This window comes from Oscillatoria sp. FACHB-1407 (assembly GCF_014697545.1).
Lineage (GTDB): Bacteria > Cyanobacteriota > Cyanobacteriia > Elainellales > Elainellaceae > FACHB-1407.
On record NZ_JACJSA010000001.1, the window covers coordinates 333,146 to 359,578 of the forward strand.

The window sequence follows — 26,433 nt, forward strand, 5'->3', positions numbered from 1 at the left end:
AGAGTATCCAATTTCTAAGTCATCTTAAAATCTTGGAGAGAATAATTTCCGACCTGTCCTGCCTGCCGCCGAGTAAACTCACTAACCGACGAATTACCATGGGGATATACACCATTTGCCTGCCGCCACATCTCTTGGGGTGCAATCGCCACCTCATAACGGTGCTCTTCGACGTAGCACACATGATACCACTGTGTAGTTTGACATCCTTGACACCAAAACGCCTCTAGCCATTCATTCTCTAATGACACAGTAGTGCGTTCTGCCATCAGTAGCATCGATCGCTTCCGTCCTATACCCCGTTGCTGAAGTTGTTCAACGCGATCGGCAAAGAGCCGATGTTTTTGGCTCACACTGTCCAGGTAACACCCATGAATCGGGCAATAGATTGCCCGTCGCTTTGACCGTTTCCGATTTCGGACACACTTCTCCTGCAATACTGCCTCCTAAACATTCCAGCTACATGAGGCTAGGTTAGAGGGACTGAGATCAAACGACCATCAAAGCCCACTCTACAATTAACGCTGATTTAATTTTGAGTCGATTTGCCGCTATCCCTAACCCTGGTAAATGCCCATCTGGAAGCCGAGAGTAGATACTGATACTCTCAATTCCTCCCCCTTATACGTCTATTGCAATGGAGATTCAGGAAAAACCAAATCTACTTTGCGAGTTGTACGGAGCAGGAGCAGCACAACACCGCTCATCAGGAAACATTGATGCGATCGCCCCTCATTTTGTTTCACAGAGTGCTACCAATTGGCAGCCATTTTTACACAGATAACCTACCCATGCGTAGAGGCTTAGGATTGTGGATTTAATAAATCCGCAAACGGTACGGGCGGGTTTAGCAGACTAATCTCTGCCCTGCAATGGATTTGACGACAAACCCGCCCCTACCCAATATCGAACTTATTTAATTCCCATTCCTTAGTACTGTGATTCACAGATAGGGTTTGGAAATAAAACCAGGGGGGTATGGGGCTTCGCCCGCAGTCAGGGGTAGAACCCCTGCACCCCGAATTCCCACCCCTATTTACGACGAGTTGTACTTAGCAATGCCGATTCCTCAGCTAATGCAACTGAGAATGGCTCTAAACATGTTCTCTCATCAGCATCAGCGATCGCCTTCGTCTTAGACAGAGCAAGCTTCATCGATAACGGTTCAGCATGACTCGATAGCACTCATCCAAAGATAAGAAAACCTTTAGCGTTACTCGATGATTCATAAGGCTTCAACGATAACCGTCAAACCTAACGCGATCGCCATCGTCCGATCAGCAGTAACCTTCTAGCATGACTCGATTACCAACCCAGCTTCAAGAGTAACGCTCAAGCATGACTCGATTACCAACCCAGCTTCAAGAGTAACGCTCAAGCATGACTCGACAACAGATGCCCGGTACTCGATAACGCTTCAAGACGACTCAAGATCCTTCCAACATTAGACCCTGACTGACGGACACATCTCTGTATTGAGCCGTTAAAACCGCAAGTACCAGGACAAAACCTGTCGGCACAGAGTTCCAAAGCACCCGTACTTGGAACTGATGAAAGGAGGATTTGGGTGGGATCAAAACAACCATTGGTAAATCAGCTCTTAACCAATCCCCCAATCAGAAACATAAAAAATCGCCCACAGAGAATTTACTGGAGATTTTTACAAGCTCTGCATAAAGCGATCGCAAAGTTAGTGGAATTTGCTCAACTCTTTCCCAGTTGCCTAATCTTCAATGGGTTTATTAACTTCATTAGAGAATTTTTTGAAAGACGAGGTGCAATCTCAAACCCTTTCATCAAAGCGGCTACTCACCTCCCTTCCCAATTGTCTAATGACTCTTACACTCACTCATCAGGGAGCACCCAAATGCCTAGAAAAAAACGTGGTTCTAAAGTCTTAACCACCGCAGAACTGCGAGCAGCAAGCCTAAATTCCTTAGGCAGTAATCTTGAATTTAGTGAGGGAATCAACCTCACCGAATATAAACAGCTGATCAATAGCTTGCGAGACGAGCTCAAGTCCTACAATGAAGCCCTTTCCCTGGTTGATCGCTCCTCTAATGCAATCGATGATTTTGAAAAAAGACTGAAAGACTTTTCAGAACGCATGTTGCTCGGAGTAGCCACCGTGTATGGCAAAGATAGCTCTGAATATGAGATGGCAGGCGGAGTTCGCAAAAGCGATCGCAAACGTCCTGTCCGCCGTATTACTACAGCTTGAGACAGAAAAGTTCGGGATAAGGATTTTGGCGAATGCATTCGCCAGGTGCTGAACCCGAATTGACGTTAACGCAGAAAAGCGATCGCTCCTCATCGATGTACCCAGACCAGGGACCGATTCACCGATTGAGTGCGATCGCTTCACATGTTGCTGAACCATCCTTTGAGCTACATCAGGCATTTGATAGCAAGCCTTCCATCCCCTCTTTTCTCTCACCTTAGCCGGATTCACCCGCCCCACCGAAATATCCGTCGGGCGAAATAAATTTGAAAGACTATCGATTAGCTTGCTCAAATGCCCGTGCGATCGCAGTCCACACCAATTTGCGATTCATCGCCTCATCCAACGGCAACGGTCGAACCGATAAACCATCCGGACGCGGCTCATAACTCGAAAGCCAGGTATAGCGATCGCTTAGCCCCCAGGTCAAAACCGCAACCACTGCTGGCTCCTCTAACACCACATTCAGATAAGTTTCATAAGCCGTCGCCACAATCGAGTCACGGATCGCCACATCTGCCGGAAGGTCGCGATCGGTTACATCCAACTCTGTAATTAAAATCTTTAGCCCCAGACTGGCTACATCCCTGAGAAACGTCCTGAGCCGATCAGCGTTAAACCGCGTTTCATGCCCCATCAAATGCGCCTGAATTCCCAACGCATGAACCGGAACTCCCTTACTGATAAGCTTCTCTAACAAGTTGAGAACCGCCTCCCGTTGAGCGTTATCCCTCGGAGTATCATAGTCAAGCCAGCGATCGTTATAGACTAACATTGCCTGCGGATCGGCTTCAGCCGCTGCATAAAAGGCAGTTTCAATATAGCTTTCGCCCAACAACTCAAGCCAGGGCGAGGGATGTAACCCGTCTGATCGCTGACTATAGGGAACGGCGATCGCCTCATTCACCACATCCCATGAGTGCAATTGCCCCGCAAAATGACTCGCCACTGCTGCAATGTGTGCTGTCATGACCTGTTCCGCATTCTGTCGATCCACTGCTTCGTCAAACCAGTCCGGCAGGGCTTGATCCCAAACTAACGTATGCCCTCGCATCAGAAGGTGGTGGCGTTGAGCAACCTCTAACAACCTGTCCGCTTGACTGAAGTCAAATTGAGTTGGACTGGGACGGATGCTCTGCCATTTCAACTCATTCTCAGGTACTAAAATGGCACACTCGCGGAGAAACGCAGCCGTAAACACTGGATCTGAAAGCCCATGAGGATTTGCCGCCGCTCCATAGAGCAGATTTCGGGCAGCCGCATAGTCTTTAAGAGCATCAGGTCTATCCATCCCAAAGGCTTGAAGATTACTCGCGAGAGGCGCATGGTACAGCGATTCAAATGCTGCCAGTTTATGTTGTTGACGAAACGCACACGCTGGGGCGATCGCCCCTAGCCCTGCTAAAAAGCCTCGCCCCAACCGCAACACTTGCCGTCTAGTCAGCATACTGCTTAACGAGAACCTTCTCCAGCAACGGTTGAGCTTGATAGAGAGCCAGTAAACGGTCTGCAATTTTATCCCAGGAATAGCAATTTAACGCCTGCTCATATCCGGCTTTTCCCATGTCTTGCCTCAATCGATCCTGCTTTAGCAGAGTCATTACGGCGTTAACTAACGATGAGACATCACCCGATTCGACAAATAAACCTGTAGTTCCCTCTTGGATAATATGCACCATCCCTCCCACTCGTGACCCGATTACGGGAACGGCGGATGCCATGCCCTCGACCAGACTCATACCAAATGTCTCTGAGAAGGAAGGGTTAACCAGAATATCTGCATTGTGGTAATAACTGGGTAAATGATCACGCTCTACAACCCCAACAAACTTGACGCGATCGACCAGATCTGGCGAGATACGAGCCTTCAAATAACTTAGATAACTGTTGTCATAAGACTGCTGAAGTTCTAAGTAAAGCTGCTCTAACGCCTGAACTTTTGGATCATCGTTGACCAAAACAATTACCCGTTTGTCAGCTACCGCCTCCGGTCCTACAAGAACCAAATCTACGTTGGGATCTTGCTGACCAATTTGATTAAACGCATCAATCAGAATATGAACTCCCTTTTCTGGGGAGACTCTACCCACAAACAATAATGTCTTAGAGCCATTTTCTACATTCAGCGTCTTCCGTTGCTGCCTTGAAAAATTGTCAATATCAACGCCGTTATACACGGTGTAAATTCGATCAGCCAGTTCAGGAAACGCTACCAGAATTTTTTGCGTGACGTGTTCGCTACAACCAATGACAAAATCGACACACTTCAAGCGTCTTCTAGCAACCGAACGGCTAAACCAATTAAGCCACTCAGAATGCATGTGTAGAATAATCTTGACGTTGGGGTTAATGAGCCGTATCCACGGGGCAAATTGATAGAAGTTTTGAATATGAACAACGTCGCACTTTTGCCGCCGAATATCAAATGCAACTCGCAGGCAGTAATTGAGGTAGCGCAGTGACGACATAAAAAAGGGAAAACCAGGGCCGGGGAATCTCAATAAATGCAACAGCCCTAAAAATTTCAGCCCCTCATCTAATTCCACCGGAATAGAACGGTATTCCACCTGATTGACAACCTGTACAGGCATGGAACAACCACTGCCCCGCTTACCATAAAAGATCACATGGCAGGACTTCGCCAAACGGGAAGCAATCTCACTCGACCAAATACCAATCGAATCGTAAGTTTGGTCTGGCGATGCCAGAGTCCAGGGAGGATTAATAAAAGCTATTTTCATAACTTGGCCTCACTCTTAGCGTAGATCAAAAGGCTTTTGTATTCTTCGACTCGCTTGATCCGATTGTCAGCTTCTAATCTTTGAAGGATGGCTTCTGCATCCTTCCAGTAGATTGACTTTGTGTAGAATAAGAGCCTCCCACCAGGATTCAATTTTCGTAAAAACAATTCAACCAAAGACGGATCGTCTTGATTTAGAAGGGGAGCTTCTTGAGGTAAGTAAAACTCACACAGGTGAAACAAAGTCACCAGGTCAAACATTGGAAGACAGTTATCTGTCAAGGTATAAATATCAGCAAATAAAACCTTGTAATATTTAGCCAGTTTTTGATTTTTAAGGGTTTGTTGAACATATCTCTCATGTTCTCGTGCTGCTGCTGTGACTCCAAAAATCTCGTTCGGTGTTTCAAACTCTTGATTTGCCAAGCCTACAACGTGGTGAGAACCCGTTCCAAAATGGAATATTGATTTGTTGCTGACTTGATTTAATTTTAAGTACTCAATAAACTCAAGATCACAACTACACAAATAAGGTGTAAGTTCCCAGACAGAATTTTTGCGAAAGAAATTGGTTCCTAGTGCTCTCGGAGTGGGGGGAGACACCAATCTTAAAGCATATAAAAGTCTAGATAAATAGGGATTTCTGTGTGAAACGGAGCGTAACTTTCCAATAATTTTTTCAGTCAGCTTAAGTTCCATAGAAATAGCTCCAGAATTGAGATTAATCTAACACACTCAATAATCAAAAATAGAAAACAGAAACCCTGAAAGTCTTGATTTTATTCACTCTTAAATTAAATGTGAAATTTGTTAATTTCGGAATTTCAATCTACTGGATGGGTAGAGTTTTTTGACTTTGAATTGGTCAGTTCGATATTACAGCTTTGGTCAGAAAGCTTAAGGCAAAGGCAATGGCTCAAAGTCTGATACTGGGAAAGCTTCCTGACTCACCTCTGCCCCATCGAATGGGGCTACGGCTATCGCTCTAACAAGATGCTTGAGAAAAAGTTTTCTAACGCTTTAAAGGACTTTGCGTGAACTGAGTCGAGAGGCTAGGCTCGATTGGCTGCAAGCCATTCCACCGTTTGTTGAAACGCATTGGGAAACCTAACAATAGGCGTATAGCCTAACCGTTGTTCTGCTTTGTTGTAAGGCAACTTGTAAGGAGATTGATGCAACAAGGTCATTTCATAGGTTACACATCGTTCTACCTGTTTAGATCCCTGTACTCCTATCAAGGGCGGTTGACTGACCGGAGCAGAGGCAGTTTTCTGCTTACCTAGCAACTTTTTCACAGACTGTTTCAAGTCATCCGAAATACTGGCAAGCAATTTTTGAACCAGCACTGAATCGGCGATGGTTTGCTTTAGGCTGGTTTTTTGGGGACCGACAGGAGCCACAACAGGAATCTGATCAGGCTTTACTCCCAGTGCCCGTGCCAGCAGATGATATAGCTCTGCCCAGGTGACTTGCTCGTGTTCTCCGATAAAAAAGGCTTGTCCATCAATTCCATCAGCATACATAGCAAGCACAACGGCATGTACCAGATTATCAATGTAAGTTGTATTGCAAATACCTTGTCCTCCATTGACGAGATAGGCAGTCCCATTCAGGATCTGGTTCGCAATTTCAATGATTCGAGGCGATCGCGGTCCAAATACAATTCCCGGTCGAAAGATAACCACTTCTACCGAACCTCGGCTCCGCAACTTCAACAGCGATCGCTCTGAATCAATCTTGGCACTGTTGTAGGGAAAAGGTTGCGGTTTTCTCAGAGGGCTCTCTTCACGGGTTCCTGGTGCTGGAGCTTGCCCATGGACACACATAGAACTCATATAAATCAGACGACGTACATTTGCACGTTGGGCAGCTTTATAGGTGGCATCCATCGTTCCCCGAATGAATCCAGGACTACCTGTAGCAGAATGGATGATGACATCACATCCTTTAAACGCTTTCTCCAATGCGGATTGATCTAGAGCATTTGCAATTCGATGATCAACACCAGAGAGACGTAACTGACTACTACTCGCTTGACTCCGTACAATGGCTCGAACGTTCGCCTTCTCTTGGGTATGAAGAACTTCAGCAATCCGCTGACCAATAAACCCACTTGCTCCAATAACTCCGACCGTTAACATTTCAATCTCCCCTAACACATTAATTCTATGGAACCTGTTGAGACAATTAGGAAAAGAGAGCATGGGGGCTGTACCTCAGCCAGGAGTATTGCTATCCCCCTTGTTGCATCATGCCTTTGAGGTGATCTGCCAATCGAATAGCCAACGCAATGATCGTCAACGTCGGATTAGCGTAACCCGATGTTGGAAACACTGAACTTCCCGTGATGAATAGATTGTGAACACCGTGTACCCGTCCCTCAGCATTCACAACCCCTTGTTTAGGATCATGATGCATACGGGTTGTGCCCATGTGGTGATGCCCTGCCAACTTAAAAAATTTCACGTTCTCTAAATCAGTTTGTAGATGCCCCAATCCTGATCGATTAAACTCTTCGATCAGAATGCTTTGCACGCGATTGATTGTACGAAAGTCAATACTGTTCAGCTTCCAGTGAATCTCCGCCTGGTTCTGCCCTAATGCATCCCGCTCCTGGCTCAGCACTAGCCGATTCTCAGGATCGGGAGCCTGTTCAATTTGATAGACTAACTCAAACGTTTTGAACTTCCGCTTTTCATAGGGCAAGTATGACCAGTACCCCCGCTTCAGACCTGGGAGCGATCGCACAACTTTCCAAAAAGCTGCTACAGCTAAGTCACCACTACTTCTGGCGATAGTACTGATGTGTTTGAGAGAGCGTTTCGGTAGTTTTGCATGGCGTAGTGAGGCGACTAACACCTGCGCTGACTCCTGAGCATTTTTGTAGTGAATGGGATATCGGGGAAAGAGTTGAATACCACTATTCAACAACTGCTCTCGTTGCATCAAATCGGGGTTGAGGTGGAGTTCTCCGACCACAAACTGACTTTTGCTCTGATGCATATCATAGAGAGCCGTTTGATCAAACATTTTCCGCTTGTAAGGCGTGAGCATTCCAGCAATGACACTGGGATGCTCCATAAAAAACCTGCCCACCCGATCATGCTGATTGCCAATTCCGGCGGGTTGCTGTTGGTTAGACAGCAGTAGTAATCTGGCGTTTTCAATGCCACCCGAGGCTAAGACAAACAGTTTGGATGCAATCCAAAAAGAATGCCCCTGAAGCGATCGTCCCTTCAGGCGCGTGACCGTCTGACCCGCATCATCAACTTCAATTTCGGTAATATTTGCGTGCAATAAAACAGTTATATTTTGAGCCTGACTGATCGCTCTGGGATAGTCCTCGATAAATGGCGTGCGATCGCCATACTGACTCACCGATGTCATGATGCGATCGCTCTTAAATGGCAGAGGAGATTTGCCGTTGCTCTGCCAATCCTCAGCTTTGTAAGTGAAAGGTCCCAGTTGACACAATTGATGTGCCCGTTCATAAAACGGATCTAAATCAGCTCTTGTAAAGGGCCAACCGCTGTAGGGGAGCCACTCTCGTTGCTCAAAATCAATGGCGTCTAACGGCAAACTTCGCCAACCACGCTGGATATGGTTCAGTTCTGACTCCCAGGTATGAGCCGTTCCACCAAACTGCCGCAGCCGAGTGGAATCTAGGGGTGGATGAGGTTGACCAACGACTTTTCCCTGTGAAAGGCTCTGAGTTTGAGGGTCAAAATCAAACCCTCCACTTTCAACCAGGCAAACTCGAAATTTCTGGTTCATTAACTCGTAGGCTAAGGTGATTCCGGCTGGTCCACCCCCCACAATACAAACCTCTGTTTCGATGGTTTCCTCTGTTGTTACTGTGCGTGCATCAACAATCATGGTGTCAACGTTAGTTAGGGTTTTAAGGCGTCTTCATCTATAGAACTGAGGGGTTGGTTAGGACGGGGTGCAGGGGTGAAAACCCTGGCTGGAGGCGCAGCCCCCACACTCCCTTGGATGAACTGTCTCGACAGTTGCTACATCAACAAAACCATTTCAAACAACGCTCAAGTTAACGTGGGGATCGCCCCTTCAAGCGGTGTTGTAGCAGGTTGAGAAGAACACGGTAAAAGAAAACCGTATTGCCGACGAGATAGCGATCCCACAACCGAAGCGGCTCAGTCAGCAAACGAGAAAGCCACTCTAACCCTGCATCCGTCATCCATTTAGGACCGCGATAGAGGGTGCCTGTATAGAAGTCAAGACATGCCCCCAGTGGCAGAAAAACACGGGCTTGAATTCGCGATTGATTGTCACGAATCCACTGCTCCTGCATCGGCATCCCAAAACCGACATACAACACATCCGGTCTGAATCGATTGATTTGCTCAATCACCTGATCATTTTCCTGACCTGTTTTGTCGAAATACCCATGATGACCTGCAACTCGCAGATTGGGAGTAATCATCTCTAATTTGGCGATCGCCTTATCGACCACTCCCGGTCTACCCGCCAGCAAAAACAACGAAACCTGCTCTTGTTCACAGGCTCTTGCTAAGTCTTCGATGTAATCGGGGCAAGTCATGCGATGTTTCGACTCAAGGCAATGCCCACAGGCTTTTGCCCCCAACAACACACCAAAGCCATCACAGAAGACCAGATCGGCACGATTAATAAAGTCTCGATACCAGGGTAGCTCGTAGGCAAAATTCATGCCCCGAACATTGACATGACCAATCACCGTTTGGCGATCGACCTTTGCCGCATCTACGATGTATTGGATGAGATCTTGAACAGTAAGTTTATGGAATCGAGTTCGTAAAACGACAACCTCATCAAACGTTTTCATAATCAACCCTATCAATAGCAGAACCTTGACCAACCCGGTTTCACCAGACCATCTACGATCACGCCCCTGTGGGAACAGTCATCAAGTGTTGAAAAATTTTGCTAGCAAAACCACTCGCCTCATTTTGTTGGGCAAATTCTTTCATCTTGAGGCGATCGCCAATCTGTTCCGTAGGCTGTAACACGCACTGAGATAAACCCTTGGCGATTTCAGCCGGAACCGTTGAATCGACGGCTAACCCCAACTTGTAAAAGCGTGTGATCTCTCCCATTAGCCCAAAATCAGAAGACAACACAGGCTTTTGAGCAGCCGCAGCTCTCACCAAAATGGCACTCATTCCGATATGGCGTTGATAGGGAGCCAAAATGACATCAGACAGGTCGAAATAGGGCTGAATCGCTTCATCCGAGATGAAGGCATGATGAGCAACAATTTGCACGGGCTTAGCCGCAGCCACATCCTGGATGCGAGCCTGCAAAGCCTCCTTTTCTGGCGGTTGAATGGGACCAACCAATAAAAGACAGATTTGCTCACATATTTGAGGCGGTAAGGACGCAATGGCATCCAACACCTGAAACATCCCCTTTCGTTCTGATAGAGCACCAAATAGCAAAAACACCTTTCTTCCAGATTGAATGCCCAACTCTTGCCGGAGGTGCTCTGACTGAGGATTGGAGTTGTGATAAATCCGCACTGGGTCTTGTAGAAACACAGCTCTCGACCGTTTGTCTAACTGATTTAAGTGCGCCACAGCAAACGGATCAAGACAAAATAGAGTTTGCAATCTCTGGTTGCTCAAGAGTTTGGCAAGACAGACGCGATCGCGCCATTGCCATACTTGTTCTCGTCCTGCGGGAGTGTAATTTGCAAAACTAGGGTAATGAAACAAAGGACGGAAATAGATACTCGAAAAAGGACACGGTAACGTGCCCCCAAAAGCAAAGCGCAGGAAAACGGTGTCAAAGTACATCAAAAGGCAGTGATCCGTTCCTAACGATTTCGTGTATTTCTGAAGAATGTTCCATTCCTGAAACGCTCGCTTAATCCGACCTGTGAACGAGGTTTCTAATGCTGCACTGTCAACCAATCGCTCATAGTCTTGAGCATGAATTGAGACAAATTGAAGATTGGGATGACTAGAGTAGCGATCGATAATCTTGCTGTGTTGTTGTGTAAATTTTGGCGACACCAACACATCCAACTGTCCCGGCAAATTATGATCACACCAGTAAGTCACTAAGTGTTGAATATATCCAGCATGATGCCCTCGATAATCTAAGTCAAAGAGCATGAGTTTTTTAGCCTCTTGACCGACTGCAACCGATGGCTGGGCTATTCGAGAACTAACCATATTCACTACAGAGTTAATTTAGCGAAGATATTAAGAACAAATGACTCGTTGATGTAGATGTTGCTTGCTCCCCTAAACTGTTTCAGACCCTCTCTAATATCAACTTGATATGTTGATTCAGCACAGCTTCACGTTTAATTGGTATAAGCACACTTTGTCGTAACCAGGGATGAGAATTTGGGGTGCAGAGGTGGAACCTCTGGTTAGAGACGCAACCCCCGCACTCCCTTATTTCAACGATCTCGACACTAAATAACTACCGCCAGTCGATCAATCTCAGCTTTGATCATCTCTTCCAAAATGTCAGTCAAACTACGAGTGATTGTCCATCCGGGAAAGTGGCTCTTAAGTTTACGCAAGTCCGAAATATAGCAGATGTGATCGCCAATACGATTCTTATCCACATAAACCCAATCGACCTTACGCCCCGATAAGTCCTTCACCAGATCAAAGGTTTCCAGGATAGAAACGCTATTCTCGCGACCTCCGCCCAGGTTATAGACTTCACCAGGTCTGGGATTTTGCCGGAATGCTTCAAATGCCTGGATAACATCATAGCTGTGAATGTTATCACGCACCTGTTTGCCCTGATATCCAAAAACTTTGTAAGTACCACCAGCCATGGCAACTTTGACCAGGTAGGACAAGAATCCGTGCAACTCCACCCCCGAATGGGATGGACCTGTTAAGCAACCACCCCGAAAAATACCTACTTTCATCCCGAAGTAACGTCCATATTCTTGAGCAACAACATCGGCAGCTGTCTTAGAAGCTCCAAATAGAGAATGTAAACAGCGATCGATGCGACACTCCTCAGAAATGCCATGGTAGTCTTCAGGATTGGCATAATCAAACCGCTTCTCCAGTTCAGTCCGGGGCACCTCGTTGGGCGCATCCCCATACACCTTATTGGTGCTCATGTGGATAAAGACGGCATCAGGACAAAACTGGCGCGTCGCCTCTAACAAATTGACCGTCCCCATGGCGTTGACTTCAAAATCCAAAATGGGGATTTGGCACGCTTTATCATGGGACGGTTGAGCAGCACAGTGAATCACGAGATCAAACGAGATTGACTTGAACAGATCAAAGAGACTGTGGCGATCGCGAATATCAATACTACGGTGCTCAAAATTTGAAGTAGTTTTGCGGAGTCGTCCCAGATTCCACAGCGTATCTCCTTGAGAGCCAAAAAACTCTGCCCGCATATTGTTATCGACCCCTACAACGTGATGACCCTGGCTGTCGTAATATGCAACTGCTTCAGAACCAATCAATCCACTTGAACCTGTAACCAATACCTTCATCTGAACAAAAACCTCCATCGAATTTGAATAAAGACGACATCATTCAGGAGTAGAAAAGCGAGTAGTTCACCACATCGGTTTTGATAAGTGGGGTGTGGGGGCGGTGCCCTGACATGAAATGGCATCCCCACAATCCCCCATTGAAATTAAGCTGACAGAGCACTAAAGCAACTAAAGGGTTACGGGATGCAGGGGTGAAACCTCTAGCCACCACCAGCCTCTATACTCCCTTGTCTCAACTGTCTCAATAGTTGCCATAGCAGACCTGAGAGCACTTGATGTCTGAGATGTTTGACAGTTTTCAACTAAAGCTATACCTATACCAATTCATTTGGAATGACACCATAAGAAAAACGCCTGTAACCGTCTGAAGGCGTCATCTTATCCAGCCTGGTAGATCCTTATTTGTTATCCTTACAGGTCAGTTGTACCAACGCACTTCATGACAAGAAACCATCTTGTGTAGCACCAAACCTGGGATAAAAACCTATGACAAGACGGTTGAGAAATTTTTCAAAAGTAGCTAATCCTTATTTTTAGAGGATGCGATCGATGCAGATTTGGTATGAAGCACCTGAAACGAATGAGCTTAAAAATCATGCACCCTTCACAAGTTAACTCAAATATGAGAAACGGTATATGACACCCTTGAGTCAAAATCATTCATGCCTGGATCTATTGATGCTTAGTACAGCTATTCACAGATAGGGTTTGGAAATAAAACCAGGGGGTGTGGGGGCTGCGCCCTCAGCCAGGGGTTCCACCCCTGCACCCCAAATTCCCATCCCTCTTTACGACAAGTTGTACTTAGACCCGTTAATGTTCAGAACCGTTGATCTCTGGATGAGTTGATCCTGCAATTAAGCGTTAGTACTTAAACGGTTTCTCCTATTAGTCGAATTTACACTAAGCAGGTAGTCTTCTTACTTAAGACTAATGCATGAAATCTGGGGCTGTTTCCGGAAATTCTCTTCCTTTATCAAATATTCATGGAGTTATACTCATTTATAAAAATGACAGTAATATCACGGAGGTTCATAGTTGACTGAAAGTGACTACAGAAGCAAGTTCAACCAAATGGATGGGAAACAAGCTAATGTTTTAGATGTTACAGATGTATGAGTCGTCGATTAACTCGTCCATTCGTTTAATAAAGATCCAGCAAAAAACCTTTCAAAATCCGGTTGCTAGCATTAACTTAGAGTAAGCAGGGTATAGACGTATTAGGGTTGTTACATATTTGGCTATTGCGTGTCTGGCTGTCGAGACAAGTGCATCTAAGCATCTATCCATTTATGTCACAGCTTATACAGGTGGAGTAGTTAAGTAAGATTTTTATGCCCAATCGCTATTGATGCATTCCTATAGCACTGTAAGGAGTTGAGACAAAGGAGGGGTGGAGGCTCTATCCCAACCCAGGTTTCACCCCTGCATCCCGGCTTAACTAATCCTTCGGTTGCTATGCAAGGTCTACAGCGCAATAAACTTCCGCAGCTGTAGCTAAGTGGTTTAGTTGCATCTATGGGAATGCTTACATCGGGTAGAAATGTATGGAAGTTAAGGAATACCAGGAAGAGATTGATTTTCAGAGGTACTGGCTGATTTTAAGGCGGCATTGGCTACCTGCTGCTGGTGTTTTGGTCACGAGTGTTCTTTTATCAGCTGTCGCTCTCGCGCTTAAGTCACCCGTCTACAAAGCCGATGGGCAATTGCTATTTCAATCCGACCGCACATCTTCCCTGACAGGGTTATTAGGGGAAGAAAATCAACTTGGGCAGTTAAACGCTTTAACTCAAAAGAGCGATCCCCTCAGCACTCAAGCAGAAGTGATCCGATCGCTACCTGTGATTGAAGATGCCATTAAAAGTATTGAAGCCGCCAATATTAATACCACTTCGTTAGATCCTCAAGAGATTGCCGACCGCATTGAAATTAAACCCTTAACGGGGACTGACGTATTGCAGATTTCCTTTGAATCCACTGATCCACGACTATCAGCCGCAGTCGTCAACAGTGTGATGAATGCATATCTCAAAAACAATATCTCAACGAACCGTGAGGAAGCCGTATCCGCAAGCCAATTCATCATCACTCAATTACCCAAGACAGAAGCTTCTGTAAGGGAAGTTGAAGAGCAACTGCGTCGCTTTAAGGAGGCAAATCAACTCGTTCTCCTAGATCAAGAGGTCATTGAAGCCGTCAAGACCATCGAAGCGTTACAGAACCAGATTGCCGATGCTCAAGCGCAATATTCTGATGTTGCTGCCCAATCCAGAGAATTGCAGCAACGCTTGGGGATGGACTTAGAATCTGCCGTCAATGCCAGTGTCCTCAGCCAGTCCACAGGGGTTCAAACCCTTCTGGCTGAATTGCAAGAAGTGCAAAGCCAATTGGCGATCGCCCGCACTCGATATAGCGACATTCATCCCACTGTGAGAGGGTTACAACGACAGGAAATTGCATTGAGCAATTTGCTGGAAGATCGAGTTGTTCAGATCTTGGGAGAACAACGCCAGTTTTCCGGCAACATGTTGCAAATGGGAGAGCTTCGCCAGGAGATCACTGCCAATTTACTTCAACTTGAGGCAACCCGATTTGGTTTGGAACAGCGCATCTCACAATTGGTGGCTATTCGGGATAGCTATCAAAGGCGGGCTAACGACTTTCCTCAGCTTGAAAAAACCCAGCGTGAGTTGGAACGCCAACTCAAGGCGGCTCAGACAACTTATGAAACGCTGTTAACTCGTCTGCAAGAGATCCAGGTTGCAGAAAATCAAGCCGTAGGCAATGCTCGCATCATCGAGCCTGCAACCGTTCCTGAAGATACCATTGGGCCTCAAAAGCCCCTGTTCCTGGCGGCTGGGGTGTTTGTGGGTACGTTATTGGCAGTTGCAACCGCTTTTTTATTGGATATCACTGATAAATCGGTTAAAACATCACGCGATATCCGAGAGTTACTGCGCTACCCCGTCCTGGGAATCATTCCTGCTTTTGATTTGCAGGAGTCCCCCGTGGAAAGCGACAATCCGGCTTATTACAGTTCTCGGCTTGTCGTTAAAAATGTGCCTCGTTCCTCAGTCAGTGCAATTTACCAGATGCTTCAGGCAAATCTGAAGTTTCTCGGTTCAGATAAAGAACTACAGGGGTTAGTTATCTCCAGTACCCTTCCACAGGAAGGAAAGTCTGAAGTTTCTGCAAATTTGGCAATCGCGATCGCTCAAAGTGGACGACGCGTGTTGTTGGTTGATGCTGATATGCGCCATCCAACTCAACATCATATCTGGCAATTGGCTAATTCCACTGGGTTAAGCAACGTGATCGTGGGACAGGTTAAATACCAGTCGGCTGTTTCAGAGGTAGATGAAAACCTCTCTGTATTGACAGCAGGGGTAGTTCCACCCAACCCCGTCGCATTACTCAATTCTGAACGGATGGTGTCACTCGTTAGCGAATTTTTGAGTGCTTACGATTTTGTGGTGTTTGATACACCTCCGCTATCTGGAACCGCCGATGCAGCTATTTTAGGCAAGTTAGTTGACGGAATTTTGTTAACGGTTCGCCCTGGCATTGTCACTACTATTAGTGCCAATGTTGTCAAAGAGTTTTTAACCCAATCTAATCATCAGGTTTTAGGCATGGTTATTAACGGGGTGCAAGTTCAAGATGAACCAAGCAGCTACTTCTACCATACCCAAGACGATACCGAAGAGAAACTAATTCGGTACAACGTCCGATATAGCCGTAGTCACTAGAGTGAGTGAATAGCGTTCATTTTTTGTAGAGTGTTCCTTTGATTGCTACCTGTCTCGCAGACATCTTGTAAAGCGGTGATGACAAAGCGAGATATAGAAACCACACCAGACTTAACGACTACCGTTAGTCATATTGCAATGCAAGTAAAGCTAATGATATGAAACTTCTTGCTCACCATTATTACAAGCGAGCGATCGCAGGAACATCTCTGGCACTAGTTCTCAGTAGTATAGTGCAATTGCCATCTGTGGCTCAGAGCACCCCACCCAATCAAACACGATTACAAAACACCCCTTTGATTGCTCCTGTTCGAGAGAATGCAACGAATTACCTTTTGGGTCCAGGAGATCAAATTGCAATCAACGTTCTGGGATACGAAGAATTTAATGGTTCACAGGTTATTCTTCCGGACGGGACAATTAGTTTGTCGTTAATTGGTGCGGTGACAGCAACCAATCAAACTCCCACAACTCTGGCACAAGTCCTTACGGATCGATTAAAGCCCTACTTAATTGAGCCTGTTGTCATCGTTAATCTGACTGCTCTCAGACCGATCGTTGTCAACGTTTCAGGGGAAGTGCGTCGTCCTGGCTCCGTCCAACTACGGGGTTCGACAACAACAAATACTGCCAATCCGACCGAGGTCACGGCTTCGACTGAAAGCAATCCCCGGTTAAGCACAGCAATAATCGCAACAGGCGGTATTACAGCCGATGCAGACATTCGCAATGTCGTGTTGAGGCGGTTATTACCGGGCGGTGGATATACAACTGTTTCAGTTAACCTGTGGGATGTGATTTGGGCTGAAAATGCCCCACAAGATCCTTTGTTACAGGATGGGGATAGCATCTTTGTGCCACAGCTTGCAGCAGGGGAGCAAATGGATCAGCGGTTGATAGCGCGATCGCAGTTGTCGCCGACAACAGTCCCCGTGCGAGTGGTTGGTGAAGTTAAAAACCCAGGGGAAATTCAAGTGCCGCCAGGCAGTTCGCTCTCGACGGCTGTTGCGATCGCAGGAGGCCCAACAGGCGATGCCAGATTAAGTCGGGTGGCATTTATCCGGATGAATCAGGAAGGGGCAATCGAAAGACAAATTGTGGACTTGCGTAATCTCCTGGACACCTACCAGGTTCAGGAAGGTGATGTCATCATTGTGCCGACTGAAGATAGCTCTTCATTGATTGACTTTGCATCTCGATTATTTAATCCGCTGGGAGCCTTTTTCAATATTCTCAATGGGTTCTAAATCTGGAATTTAGTTCAACAATAAACCTTCTCAAACTCATGTATAACATTTCCCACGCTTCCAATACGACGCTTGCTGGTCAGTCGAATAGTGATGCACAGATCCTCATCCTATCCACCAGAAATTATTCCAATCATGTCACCAATGTCAGCACCTATGAATTTGAAGACTTTATTTGTGACATTCATCCAACTCGAATCATTGCTCCTGCTCAATCTCCTGTTCTTGCTCGTAGAGCATACACTTTATTAAATCGTCTAACCCATTCAGCACAACTATCCTCTTATCTCACACCGATACCCTGCGTCAATACGATTGACAGAAACTATGATTTGTTTTTTGTCAAACTCAGTTCACTTTACGAAACTCTACTCATTCGTTTCATCAAAAATTGGCGACAGCGATGCCAAAAAGCAATTTGCTATATCGGTGAGTCGTGGGCAGATTCATGGCTGAAAAACTATCAATTTATGCTCGAACCATTGAAGGAGTTCGACCATATTTTTCTGGGAACTCGTAACAGTTTAGAAGCAGTTTCTGCTTACACAGGTCGTCCCTGTACCTATTTGCCGACTGGAATTGATAGTCTTAAATTTTGCCCCTATCCTGCCTATCAACCTCGCTCTATTGATGTCTGCTCATTGGGACGCCGATCGGCTGTTACTCACAAAGCTCTACTTTCATTAGCAGAACAAAATAAAATTTTCTATTACTACGACACAGCAAAAAATTTGCATATTATGGATGCCCAGGAGCATCGGTTTATGTTTGCAAATCTTCTTAAGCGAAGTCGATATTTCATTGTCAATATTGCTAAGTTTGATGAGATTCAAACAATCAATCGGTATCAGGAAATTAGCGATCGCTTTTTTGAAGGGGCGGCGGCTGGAACGGTTATGTTGGGTACATTTCCTCAAACAAATGAGTTTAAGCAGTATTTTGATTGGCAGGATGTAGTGATTCCAATGCCACTTAATGCGCCCAATATTGAAACCATCATTACTGAGTTAGATCACCAACCAGAGCGGCTTAATCAGATCAGGCAAAACAATGTCATCAACTCCCTACTCCAACATGATTGGCTTTATCGTTGGAAAGCCATATCAGCAATTATGAATTTGCCCCTAACCCCAGGAGCGATATCACGCGAAAATCAGTTAAGAGAAATGGCAGATTTGATCCAACGGCAAGGAACTCTAGAAATATATAGAGATTAATATTTTCATCAACGTTTTTCCCTAAAAGACATGTATCACTAAATTTCTATCTAAAGGGATTCAAATGATACTTAAGCACCCTTTAAACAGTTGAGTAATCAATCCTGAACAGCTCATAGAAATTAATTTTCTGTTAGTAGAACATGACTGAGAGTGAGCTTTAAGCCGTTATCCATTCATAGAGGCATATAGCGTGCAACCATTACAGAGCAGCAAGATAATCATTGTCCTAAAAGATACTTTAGGTATGGCACGTTCTAATTTGCTTAAAAATCAAATTGCCAAAATAGCATTTAGTTCTTTTAGTATTAAAATCCTATCGCTTAGCATCTCATTTCTCATCAATGTCTTTCTAGCTCGCCTCCTAGGAACAAGTGATTATGGTACTTATGTTTATGCGATCGCCTGGGTTGGTTTTCTAATCATTCCCGCCAGCCTGGGTTTAAACGAGTATCTTGTTCGCGAAGTAGCAGCTCATCAACAACACTTCAATAAGCAACTTCCTAACCCAGAATTAAGCCGATTAAATGGACTACTGCGGTGGTCGAATCACGTTAGTGTGCTCCTATCCGTTGGCATTGCCCTACTAACAGCCTTCATTATTTGGATTCTTCATCCCAACGCCACAGCAAAAGTGTCCATTGTCTTGTGGATGACATTAGCCTCCATGCCCTTTAGCGTGTTGACGATGTTACGTCAGGGAACACTGAGAGGATTAAATCGAGTACTGATCGGCGAACTACCCGAACAACTCATTCGCCCCATTCTATTTGCCGTTTTTGTAGGAATCATGTATTTCCTCCTAAAAGGCGACCTGAATGTCTACTGGGTTATGGGGCTTTACATTCTGAGCATTATTGCAGCATTTGGAATCGGTGCGGAGTTGCTACGACGAACGCTGCCTGCATCTGTTAAGCAAGCCACTCCTACTTATAATACGCCGACCTGGTTTAAGGGAACGCTTCCTTTCCTATCTATTGTCGGGTTGTACGTGATTAATCAACAGACCGATGTTCTCATGCTTGGAACCATGAAAGGACCTGAAGCCGCAGGAATTTACACTGTCGTAGGTCGAGGGGTGCAATTACTACAATTTATTCTGGCGGCCGTATGTGCTGCTGTCGGACCAACCATGGTCAACCACTTTACAAGTGAGCGATTAGATCAGTTGAAGAAGCTAGTTAGGGGAAGCTCTCGGCTCGCATTTGGCGCATCCTTTTTATTGACCGCAGCATTTGTCCTCTTTGGAAAGTGGTTTTTAATGATCTTCGGTGTTGAATTCATTTCTGGATACTCCGCTCTCATCATCCTCTGCGTTGGACATCTCCTCAGTTCTGGTTTGGGGATGGCGGGCTTTCTTCTGCTGATGACGGGTTATGAACGAGATACTGCTATGGCAACCGGAGCAACAGCAGTTCTAAACGTTGTTCTCAATGCTCTTTTGATTCCTCAATTTGATTTAGAGGGGGCTGCGATCGCAACAGCAACAACTCTCGTTCTGCGAGGATTTATCTTCCTCTACTTTGGTTGTAAACGCTTGAAATTTGCCCCAAGCGTATTCTTTTGATTCGCCTATTTGTATTCGGTTTATTTTCTCTATCACTAAACAGGTCAATATAAATGAAAGTATTGCAAATCAGTGAGTCGGATATAGATGGAGGAGCAGCACGAGCAGCACATCGGCTGCATCAGGGCTTATCTAGGCTAGGGGTCAATTCGCAGGTTTTAGTGCAACGTAAATTGGGTCTAGACAGCGCAGTGATTGCACCCGAAACAAAATTAATGCAGGGTATAGCAACTGCAAGAATTACATTTGATGCATTGCCGTTGAAGCTCTATCGGCACCGCTCAAAAAATACTTTTTCAGTCCAATGGCTTCCGGATGGAGTCGCATCCCAAATAGCCCGTCTCAAGCCAGATTTAATCAATCTGCATTGGGTCAATCTGGGCTATCTGCAAATTGAAACCCTTGCTAGATTAAAACAACCGATTGTCTGGTCGCTCCACGATATGTGGGCGTTTACCGGAGGGTGTCATTACAATCAAGAGTGTGACCATTACCAGATTGCGTGTGGTAAATGTCCTCAATTAGGTAGTCACCATCAGCGAGATTTATCGCATCAAATCTGGCGACGTAAAGCAAAAGCCTGGGGACATGCCAATTTAACCATTGTTGCATTGAGTTCATGGATGGCAGAATGTGCTGCCAAGAGTTCCCTTTTCTGCAATTTACGCATTGAAACTATTCCAAACGGACTGAATACAGATGTTTATCATCCAATTGATAAACAAACTGCCCGGCATCTGTTACAACTACCTCAGGATAAGCAAATCATCCTGTTTGGTTCGTTGCAAGCAACCAGCGATTCCAGAAAAGGGTTTCATCTACTCCAGCCCGCATTACGACAACTCAGCCAAACTCCATGGGGCGATCGCTTAGAATTAGTCGTCTTTGGTGCATCTCAACCTCAAGAACCACCCGATTTTGGGTTTAAGGCTCACTATTTAGGGACTTTCAATGATGACCTTTCATTGGCTCTGGTTTACTCCGCCGCAGATGTCTTTGTGTTGCCATCCACACAAGAAAACTTAGCAAACACTGTCATGGAGGCGATCGCCTGTGGCACACCCTGTGTGGCTTTCAAGATTGGAGGAACACCTGACATGATTGAACACCACAACAACGGTTATCTTGCTAAACCCTATGAGGTTGAAGATTTAGCGCAAGGCATTGTCTGGGTATTGGACAACGAAGACCGATATCGGAAGCTATCTATGCGTGCCCGTGAAAAAGCAGAGCAAGAATTTTCTCAAGGTATTCAAGCTCACCGTTATCTGGCACTATTCAATGACCTTATTGACCAGAAATATTAAGTGATCTTGGGGATGCAGTCGGGAGGTTTGATTTTGAAACTTAACCAATTACGATCACTTACCACAACCCTAGAGCCGTATCTAGTTAGCTTTTTGATCCTATATTTTCTAGGGCTTGATTTACCCTTCCCTTCAATTTTTAACGCAGCGACTTACGGCATAATCACAATTCTAATAGCACCTCATTGGAAACGAACTGCTTATGTCATCGCACAGCAACCTCTTCTGATCCTGTTGCATGTTATCACTGTGATGTCAGTACTATGGTCAGTAGCTCCAGAATTCACAGCAGATGAAACAAAAGCTGTCGTTCGGGCAGCATTATTTGGAATTTATCTAGCGGTACGATTTAGCCTTCAAGATCAGATGTATCTGTTAGCTCGTACCTTAGCTGTTAGCCTTGTCTTTAGCCTGTTAGTTGGGTTTGCTCTCCCTGGTTATGGAATTCACACAACCGGAGAGTTTGCAGGTTCCTGGAAGGGAGTATTTCTATTTAAAAATCTCTTTGCTTATATCGTTACCCTTGCTGCAATTTCTTTTGTTCTCATTGGTCTGTTTGGTCGAAAATACCGTTTGCTCACAGGGTTCATGCTTGGTATAGCTGTTCTTCTCTTGATCCTCAGCCGTGGAAGAACTGCTCTGGCAGTTTTTATTATTTCCTTGTGTTTGCTACCCGTTTATGGAGTTGTCAAGCAGAAGTTTCGGATACGAGTGGTTTTAATCACTTTTGGTATTTTGTTAACAGGAATAACCATTGCTCTACTGTTAGGTAATTTGGAGTTTATTGTTGTTGATCTGCTGGGTAAAAATCTTGAGTTCAATGGACGACTTCCGATTTGGCAATTAATGCTTGAAAAAGCAAGTGAACGTCCCTGGTTAGGCTATGGCTATTCCGGTTTTTGGACATCTGACGAATCGATATATATTCTCTTGAATACCTGGGCACAAGAGGCACACGACGAGGGATTACGGTTTAATGCCCACAACGGTTATCTAGAACTGTTTTTACAGTTGGGCTGGGTCGGGCTGGGTATTTATTTAATTAGTTTTATTAATTTGATGTGTAAAACCATCTACCTTGTCTTTAGAACCAAATCTTTGGAAATTTTTTGGGTCTTGCAACTCTTAGTAGCCATGTTTATTTTTAACTTTACAGATAGCTTAGGTATTTTAGCGACAGGTGCTCAATGGAGTATTTACATCTCATTCGTTTCATCAATCACGATGCAATACAAACGAATCAAACGAAATGATAACCTCAAGGCTTCTGAAACCAATCAGTATCCATTTGTTCCTGACTCATCTCCTCTCATCCCCAATCATTAACGCCACCTTCCTATGAAAGTTCTATTTCTAACAACCGTTCTCCCTAGCCATAAGTTACACGGTAGTGAAATTGCTTCGCAAAATTTTATTGATGGTTTGAAGCAGACGCAGAAATGCGACATTACGGTGGTGGGATATTCCCGAAAAGAAGATGGTGAATTGCAACATCAGCCCGAAGAAATTTTGGTTCAGCAACAATATATTGAAACCAAAAAATCAGGGCTCTATCCAATGTTTTGGTTTGCCTTGAGCCTGTTGAAAAACATCCCTTACTCATCAGCAAAATATATCTCTAACAAATATATTCATACCTTAAAGTCTCTACTTGCTAAACACAAATATGAGGTCGTTATCATTGACCATGCCCAGTTGGCGTGGCTACGGAAGTTTATCAAACATCCCTGCAAAACAGTCTTTATTGCTCACAACATAGAACACGAAATTTACCAGCAACATTTACAACGATCACAGCGGGCGATCGCTAAATTCGTCTACGGGCGAGAAGCCACTTTAATCGAGCGCATGGAACGTGACCTGGCACGAGCCGTAGATGTCGTGTGGACATTAACTCAGCATGATGCTGACTATTTCTCTAAATTCAAACAGCCTGCTCAGGTTGAGGTGTTCAACCTGCCAGCAACTTCAGCGAGTTTTCAACACCAAGTCTTGGACAAGCAATTTGATATTGGCATTATTGGAAGTTGGACGTGGAAGCCCAACGAGGAAGGCTTGCATTGGTTCTTGCAAGAGATTTATCCTCATCTTCCTCAAACTCTCTCGATTCATATCGCAGGGCGCGGTGCTGATTGGCTTACAGACCGTTACTCCAACATTACTTATCGCGGGTTTGTCCCAGATGCCCAACGCTTTATGGCAGAAGCCAGAGCCGTCGCCATCCCCATCCTGAGTGGTGGTGGCATTCAGATTAAAACACTGGATGCGATCGCTTCTGGGTCAGCGATCGTCGCGACCCCTATGGCATTACGTGGAATTTCTCATCCCCCTAAAACAGTTCAGATTGCCCAACATCCTCAAGAGTTTGCTAAATGTCTCGAAATGACGGTTACAACGTCTTCTACAGGATTAGAGGCTCAAAGAGCCATTGATGATGCATCTGCCTGGTATCAAGACCGTCGAGAGCAGTTTCTGGCAGAGATATCGGCGCAACTCGAAAGCACCCATTAGGGATGTCAATCTGGGATTTGGTTACCACAACAGCAAGATTATTTTATTGTGGTAGTATTATTTTTATACACAGATGAAGAGTTATTTAAGTAAATCACCATCACACGTAAATCCTCTGTGTAATTGTATAAAATTTATCTAGTGGTAGTCATAGAACTGTGTCAGGGTTAAACGTTCATGACCTACCTATACAACCTGTGTCTGTATAACTTGTGTCTGACAACTTGCATCTGTGTAACCTCAGTGATTCTTATTCGGGCACTCTACCTACCCCCGCACTACACAGAATTTTTACTAAGTATCCGGATCCATCTACCCATTAGAAGCCGTTAAGGTTTTATCCCATAGGGATGGGAATTAAATAAGTTCGATATTAGGTAGGGGCAGTATTTGCCGTCTAATCCATGGGTTGAAGACTGGTCTGCTAAACCTGTCCGTACAGTTTACGGATGTATCCCTAGAGCAGGCTTACAGGGTTAAGAGCGTCACCAAACAGATATTGAGGCATCTTACTGACAGCAATTGTCAGGGTATTTAAGACAGGGAGATTTAGGGGGTACCTCTAGTCACGAGTTTCACCCCTTTGCTCTGTTCTATCATCACTTGCTGTAAATGATATTTGTGTAGATGGTAATCATTGCCAATTTGTTCCTTTGATTTTGGAGTTGATAAAGGAACTGATCTCATAGCTCCTTAAGATTAAAAGCTTTAAGTGAGCGAGTATACCCATGTAGATTTTGTCTACTTAATTTATGTCAAAGGGGCATCTCTGAGGTTGTGCAAGTACAGTCAACGCTTGAATTGCAGAGAACTACAGAGATTTAGGAAATAAGGATGCTATGGCTTTTATGTCATCCCCCGTTAATTTGAACGCAGATTTGCGATCGCCATCAGTTACTCACTTTCGGAAAGGGTTTGTGATTGGGTGGAGTAGAGTCGCAATACTTTTACTCGCAGATATTCTCTCTATCGTGGTGGCTTGGTATTTAGCTGTCACTGTTGGAACTCGCATAGAATCTGCCTGGACAATTGATGCCAAGTTATTACCACTGATTCTTGCAATCAAAATTAGTATTCTTACAGCAAGGGGTTTATACAAGGCGGGTAACTCTCGCCGCGACTATTTTGGGTTAATCAAGGCAATCTCTTTATCAGAAGGTTTGTTGCTATTAATTGCATTTTTGTTGGAGCCGAAAGCCTATATTTCCCGTTCAACTTTTCTTCTTTCCTGGTTTCTCAGTTTATTGTTGATCAGTATCGGTCGATGGGTGGTTGATGCTGGGCTAGAGGCTATCCGAAAGCGAGGTGCTGTTCGATATCCAGTGTTTCTAATCTCCGAGGTAGAACACCAGGAAAAGAATCTTAAACTGATTGAACAGGAGAACCGCTACAACGTCATTGGTGTAGCAGATTCCAGCTGTTTAGATAAGAAAAATCGAGAGAAAACATTTGAGTCTCTCCGTAAGATGGGTATTGCGGAAGCCTTTGTTTCATGGCGTGCGATTCAAAAGCGGTTGCATGTCTGCTGGTATTTTCAAACCGCTGGTATCACTCTGAGAATTTTACCCACGGATACCAACTCATTCTTTCCAAAATCAGAATCCTGGACGATTGGTGGAATTCCATCACTAACCGTACCAGTACCGGTAATTGTCGGCGGTGATTACTGGATGAAACGTTGCTTTGACTTCTGTTGCTCCAGTTTGGCGATTCTGATCCTGTCACCCATCTACTTACTCATCGCACTGTTCATCAGGCTCGATTCTCCTGGTCCGATCTTTTTCCGTCAAACTCGGATTGGTCTGTATGGGCGTGAGTTTAAGGTCTGGAAGTTCCGCACGATGGTGCAGAATGCCTCTCAGTTGCAAGCTAAGTTAGAAGCCCAAAATGAGATGAAAGATGGGGTTCTCTTTAAGATGAAGGACGACCCCCGCATTACGAAAGTTGGTAGGTTTTTGCGTGCCTATAGTTTGGACGAGTTACCACAACTGTTTAACGTTTTAGTGGGGCAGATGAGCATTGTGGGTCCACGTCCCTTACCTGTTAGAGATGTAGAAAAATTTGAGGAGAAACACTTTATCCGTCAGGAAGTGCTGCCCGGCATTACAGGACTGTGGCAAGTATCGGGGCGATCGGATATTACCAATTTTGATGATGTTCTCAATCTAGATAATTACTACATCTCCAACTGGTCAATTTGGTTAGATCTGAGGATCATTCTGCAAACAGTTAGAGTTGTTCTGCAAAAAACAGGAGCTTACTAACGGTCCATTCATGTATATCCGTAGTTGATAACTTTTAATTGTTTTTCCAGGCACTATTGGCGTCTCCTTTTCCACAGGAATTGCCCAATAGTGTCTTTCTATTTGGAGACGCGGTTTGCGATCT

Annotated in this window: 20 protein-coding genes; 10 read left to right on the forward strand and 10 right to left on the reverse strand. The window is 45.0% G+C overall.

Annotated features, from left to right (window positions below; genetic code table 11):
- Positions 1 to 14 precede the first annotated feature (14 nt).
- Both H6G89_RS01345 and H6G89_RS01350 read right to left on the reverse strand, forming a co-directional pair.
- Positions 15 to 437, reverse strand: coding sequence for a hypothetical protein (locus tag H6G89_RS01345; RefSeq protein WP_190503399.1), 423 nt, complete (start codon positions 435 to 437; stop codon positions 15 to 17).
- A gap of 595 nt (positions 438 to 1,032) precedes the next feature.
- Entirely contained in the window at positions 1,033 to 1,185 is a 153-nt protein-coding gene (locus H6G89_RS01350; protein ID WP_190503401.1) for a hypothetical protein, read from the reverse strand.
- 682 nt (positions 1,186 to 1,867) lie between these two features.
- Here H6G89_RS01350 and H6G89_RS01355 point away from each other — a divergent pair.
- Both H6G89_RS01355 and H6G89_RS01360 read left to right on the forward strand, forming a co-directional pair.
- Positions 1,868 to 2,221, forward strand: a complete 354-nt coding sequence (locus H6G89_RS01355) for a hypothetical protein (RefSeq protein ID WP_190503404.1) — start codon at positions 1,868 to 1,870, stop codon at positions 2,219 to 2,221.
- A gap of 32 nt (positions 2,222 to 2,253) precedes the next feature.
- Positions 2,254 to 2,442 (forward strand): hypothetical protein, encoded by a 189-nt coding sequence (locus tag H6G89_RS01360; protein ID WP_190503406.1) that lies wholly within the window; start codon positions 2,254 to 2,256, stop codon positions 2,440 to 2,442.
- A 53-nt stretch (positions 2,443 to 2,495) separates the two neighbouring features.
- Here H6G89_RS01360 and H6G89_RS01365 read toward each other — a convergent pair whose 3' ends face one another.
- The 8 genes from H6G89_RS01365 to H6G89_RS01400 form a co-directional block, all read right to left on the reverse strand.
- Entirely contained in the window at positions 2,496 to 3,668 is a 1,173-nt protein-coding gene (locus H6G89_RS01365; protein ID WP_190503407.1) for an endo-1,4-beta-xylanase, read from the reverse strand.
- A complete protein-coding gene (locus H6G89_RS01370; protein WP_190503409.1) occupies positions 3,658 to 4,962 on the reverse strand; it encodes a glycosyltransferase family 4 protein in 1,305 nt (434 codons plus the stop codon). Before H6G89_RS01370 ends, H6G89_RS01365 begins: the two co-directional genes overlap by 11 nt.
- Complete coding sequence (locus tag H6G89_RS01375; protein ID WP_190503412.1) at positions 4,959 to 5,660, reverse strand: hypothetical protein; 702 nt, start codon at positions 5,658 to 5,660, stop codon at positions 4,959 to 4,961. Before H6G89_RS01375 ends, H6G89_RS01370 begins: the two co-directional genes overlap by 4 nt.
- A 353-nt stretch (positions 5,661 to 6,013) precedes the next feature.
- Complete coding sequence (locus tag H6G89_RS01380) at positions 6,014 to 7,102, reverse strand: NAD-dependent epimerase/dehydratase family protein (RefSeq protein WP_190503414.1); 1,089 nt, start codon at positions 7,100 to 7,102, stop codon at positions 6,014 to 6,016.
- A 91-nt stretch (positions 7,103 to 7,193) separates the two neighbouring features.
- Entirely contained in the window at positions 7,194 to 8,837 is a 1,644-nt protein-coding gene (locus H6G89_RS01385) for an FAD-dependent oxidoreductase (protein WP_190503415.1), read from the reverse strand.
- Between the two features lie 172 nt (positions 8,838 to 9,009).
- Positions 9,010 to 9,786: a WecB/TagA/CpsF family glycosyltransferase gene (locus tag H6G89_RS01390; RefSeq protein WP_190503417.1), complete on the reverse strand. Its 777-nt coding sequence runs from the start codon at positions 9,784 to 9,786 to the stop codon at positions 9,010 to 9,012.
- 58 nt (positions 9,787 to 9,844) lie between these two features.
- Complete coding sequence (locus H6G89_RS01395; protein WP_190503419.1) at positions 9,845 to 11,137, reverse strand: glycosyltransferase; 1,293 nt, start codon at positions 11,135 to 11,137, stop codon at positions 9,845 to 9,847.
- Between the two features lie 248 nt (positions 11,138 to 11,385).
- Positions 11,386 to 12,462, reverse strand: coding sequence for an NAD-dependent epimerase/dehydratase family protein (locus tag H6G89_RS01400; protein WP_242059773.1), 1,077 nt, complete (start codon positions 12,460 to 12,462; stop codon positions 11,386 to 11,388).
- 1,532 nt (positions 12,463 to 13,994) lie between these two features.
- Here H6G89_RS01400 and H6G89_RS01405 point away from each other — a divergent pair.
- The 8 genes from H6G89_RS01405 (at position 13,995) to H6G89_RS01440 (ending at position 26,309) form a co-directional block, all read left to right on the forward strand.
- A complete protein-coding gene (locus H6G89_RS01405) occupies positions 13,995 to 16,196 on the forward strand; it encodes a GumC family protein (protein ID WP_190503421.1) in 2,202 nt (733 codons plus the stop codon).
- 158 nt (positions 16,197 to 16,354) lie between these two features.
- Positions 16,355 to 17,443 carry an SLBB domain-containing protein gene (locus H6G89_RS01410; RefSeq protein WP_190503423.1) on the forward strand — a complete coding sequence of 363 codons (1,089 nt, stop codon included), beginning with the start codon at positions 16,355 to 16,357 and terminating at the stop codon, positions 17,441 to 17,443.
- A 38-nt stretch (positions 17,444 to 17,481) separates the two neighbouring features.
- On the forward strand, positions 17,482 to 18,660 hold the full coding sequence (locus H6G89_RS01415) for a glycosyltransferase family protein (RefSeq protein WP_190503425.1): 1,179 nt from the start codon (positions 17,482 to 17,484) through the stop codon (positions 18,658 to 18,660).
- A 247-nt stretch (positions 18,661 to 18,907) separates the two neighbouring features.
- Positions 18,908 to 20,227, forward strand: a complete 1,320-nt coding sequence (locus tag H6G89_RS01420) for a flippase (RefSeq protein ID WP_190503427.1) — start codon at positions 18,908 to 18,910, stop codon at positions 20,225 to 20,227.
- 53 nt (positions 20,228 to 20,280) lie between these two features.
- Positions 20,281 to 21,534, forward strand: a complete 1,254-nt coding sequence (locus tag H6G89_RS01425) for a glycosyltransferase family 4 protein (protein ID WP_190503429.1) — start codon at positions 20,281 to 20,283, stop codon at positions 21,532 to 21,534.
- A gap of 33 nt (positions 21,535 to 21,567) precedes the next feature.
- Positions 21,568 to 22,860 carry an O-antigen ligase family protein gene (locus H6G89_RS01430; RefSeq protein WP_190503431.1) on the forward strand — a complete coding sequence of 431 codons (1,293 nt, stop codon included), beginning with the start codon at positions 21,568 to 21,570 and terminating at the stop codon, positions 22,858 to 22,860.
- Positions 22,861 to 22,872: 12 nt separating this feature from the next.
- Positions 22,873 to 24,045 carry a glycosyltransferase gene (locus H6G89_RS01435; protein ID WP_190503433.1) on the forward strand — a complete coding sequence of 391 codons (1,173 nt, stop codon included), beginning with the start codon at positions 22,873 to 22,875 and terminating at the stop codon, positions 24,043 to 24,045.
- 839 nt (positions 24,046 to 24,884) lie between these two features.
- The gene (locus H6G89_RS01440; protein WP_190503435.1) at positions 24,885 to 26,309 is read left to right on the forward strand and encodes a sugar transferase; all 1,425 of its coding nucleotides are present in this window, start codon (positions 24,885 to 24,887) and stop codon (positions 26,307 to 26,309) included.
- Positions 26,310 to 26,433 lie beyond the last annotated feature (124 nt).

Excerpts from the sequence above, each read along its gene's own strand:
- H6G89_RS01355 (WP_190503404.1), top strand. The coding sequence starts at position 1,868 with ATGCCTAGAAAAAAACGTGGTTCTAAAGTCTTAACCACCGCAGAACTG.
- H6G89_RS01360 (WP_190503406.1), top strand. The coding sequence starts at position 2,254 with ATGCATTCGCCAGGTGCTGAACCCGAATTGACGTTAACGCAGAAAAGC.
- H6G89_RS01365 (WP_190503407.1), bottom strand. The coding sequence starts at position 3,668 with ATGCTGACTAGACGGCAAGTGTTGCGGTTGGGGCGAGGCTTTTTAGCA.
- H6G89_RS01370 (WP_190503409.1), bottom strand. The coding sequence starts at position 4,962 with ATGAAAATAGCTTTTATTAATCCTCCCTGGACTCTGGCATCGCCAGAC.
- H6G89_RS01375 (WP_190503412.1), bottom strand. The coding sequence starts at position 5,660 with ATGGAACTTAAGCTGACTGAAAAAATTATTGGAAAGTTACGCTCCGTT.
- H6G89_RS01380 (WP_190503414.1), bottom strand. The coding sequence starts at position 7,102 with ATGTTAACGGTCGGAGTTATTGGAGCAAGTGGGTTTATTGGTCAGCGG.
- H6G89_RS01385 (WP_190503415.1), bottom strand. The coding sequence starts at position 8,837 with ATGATTGTTGATGCACGCACAGTAACAACAGAGGAAACCATCGAAACA.
- H6G89_RS01390 (WP_190503417.1), bottom strand. The coding sequence starts at position 9,786 with ATGAAAACGTTTGATGAGGTTGTCGTTTTACGAACTCGATTCCATAAA.
- H6G89_RS01395 (WP_190503419.1), bottom strand. The coding sequence starts at position 11,137 with ATGGTTAGTTCTCGAATAGCCCAGCCATCGGTTGCAGTCGGTCAAGAG.
- H6G89_RS01400 (WP_242059773.1), bottom strand. The coding sequence starts at position 12,462 with ATGGAGGTTTTTGTTCAGATGAAGGTATTGGTTACAGGTTCAAGTGGA.
- H6G89_RS01405 (WP_190503421.1), top strand. The coding sequence starts at position 13,995 with ATGGAAGTTAAGGAATACCAGGAAGAGATTGATTTTCAGAGGTACTGG.
- H6G89_RS01410 (WP_190503423.1), top strand. The coding sequence starts at position 16,355 with ATGAAACTTCTTGCTCACCATTATTACAAGCGAGCGATCGCAGGAACA.
- H6G89_RS01415 (WP_190503425.1), top strand. The coding sequence starts at position 17,482 with ATGTATAACATTTCCCACGCTTCCAATACGACGCTTGCTGGTCAGTCG.
- H6G89_RS01420 (WP_190503427.1), top strand. The coding sequence starts at position 18,908 with ATGGCACGTTCTAATTTGCTTAAAAATCAAATTGCCAAAATAGCATTT.
- H6G89_RS01425 (WP_190503429.1), top strand. The coding sequence starts at position 20,281 with ATGAAAGTATTGCAAATCAGTGAGTCGGATATAGATGGAGGAGCAGCA.
- H6G89_RS01435 (WP_190503433.1), top strand. The coding sequence starts at position 22,873 with ATGAAAGTTCTATTTCTAACAACCGTTCTCCCTAGCCATAAGTTACAC.
- H6G89_RS01440 (WP_190503435.1), top strand. The coding sequence starts at position 24,885 with ATGGCTTTTATGTCATCCCCCGTTAATTTGAACGCAGATTTGCGATCG.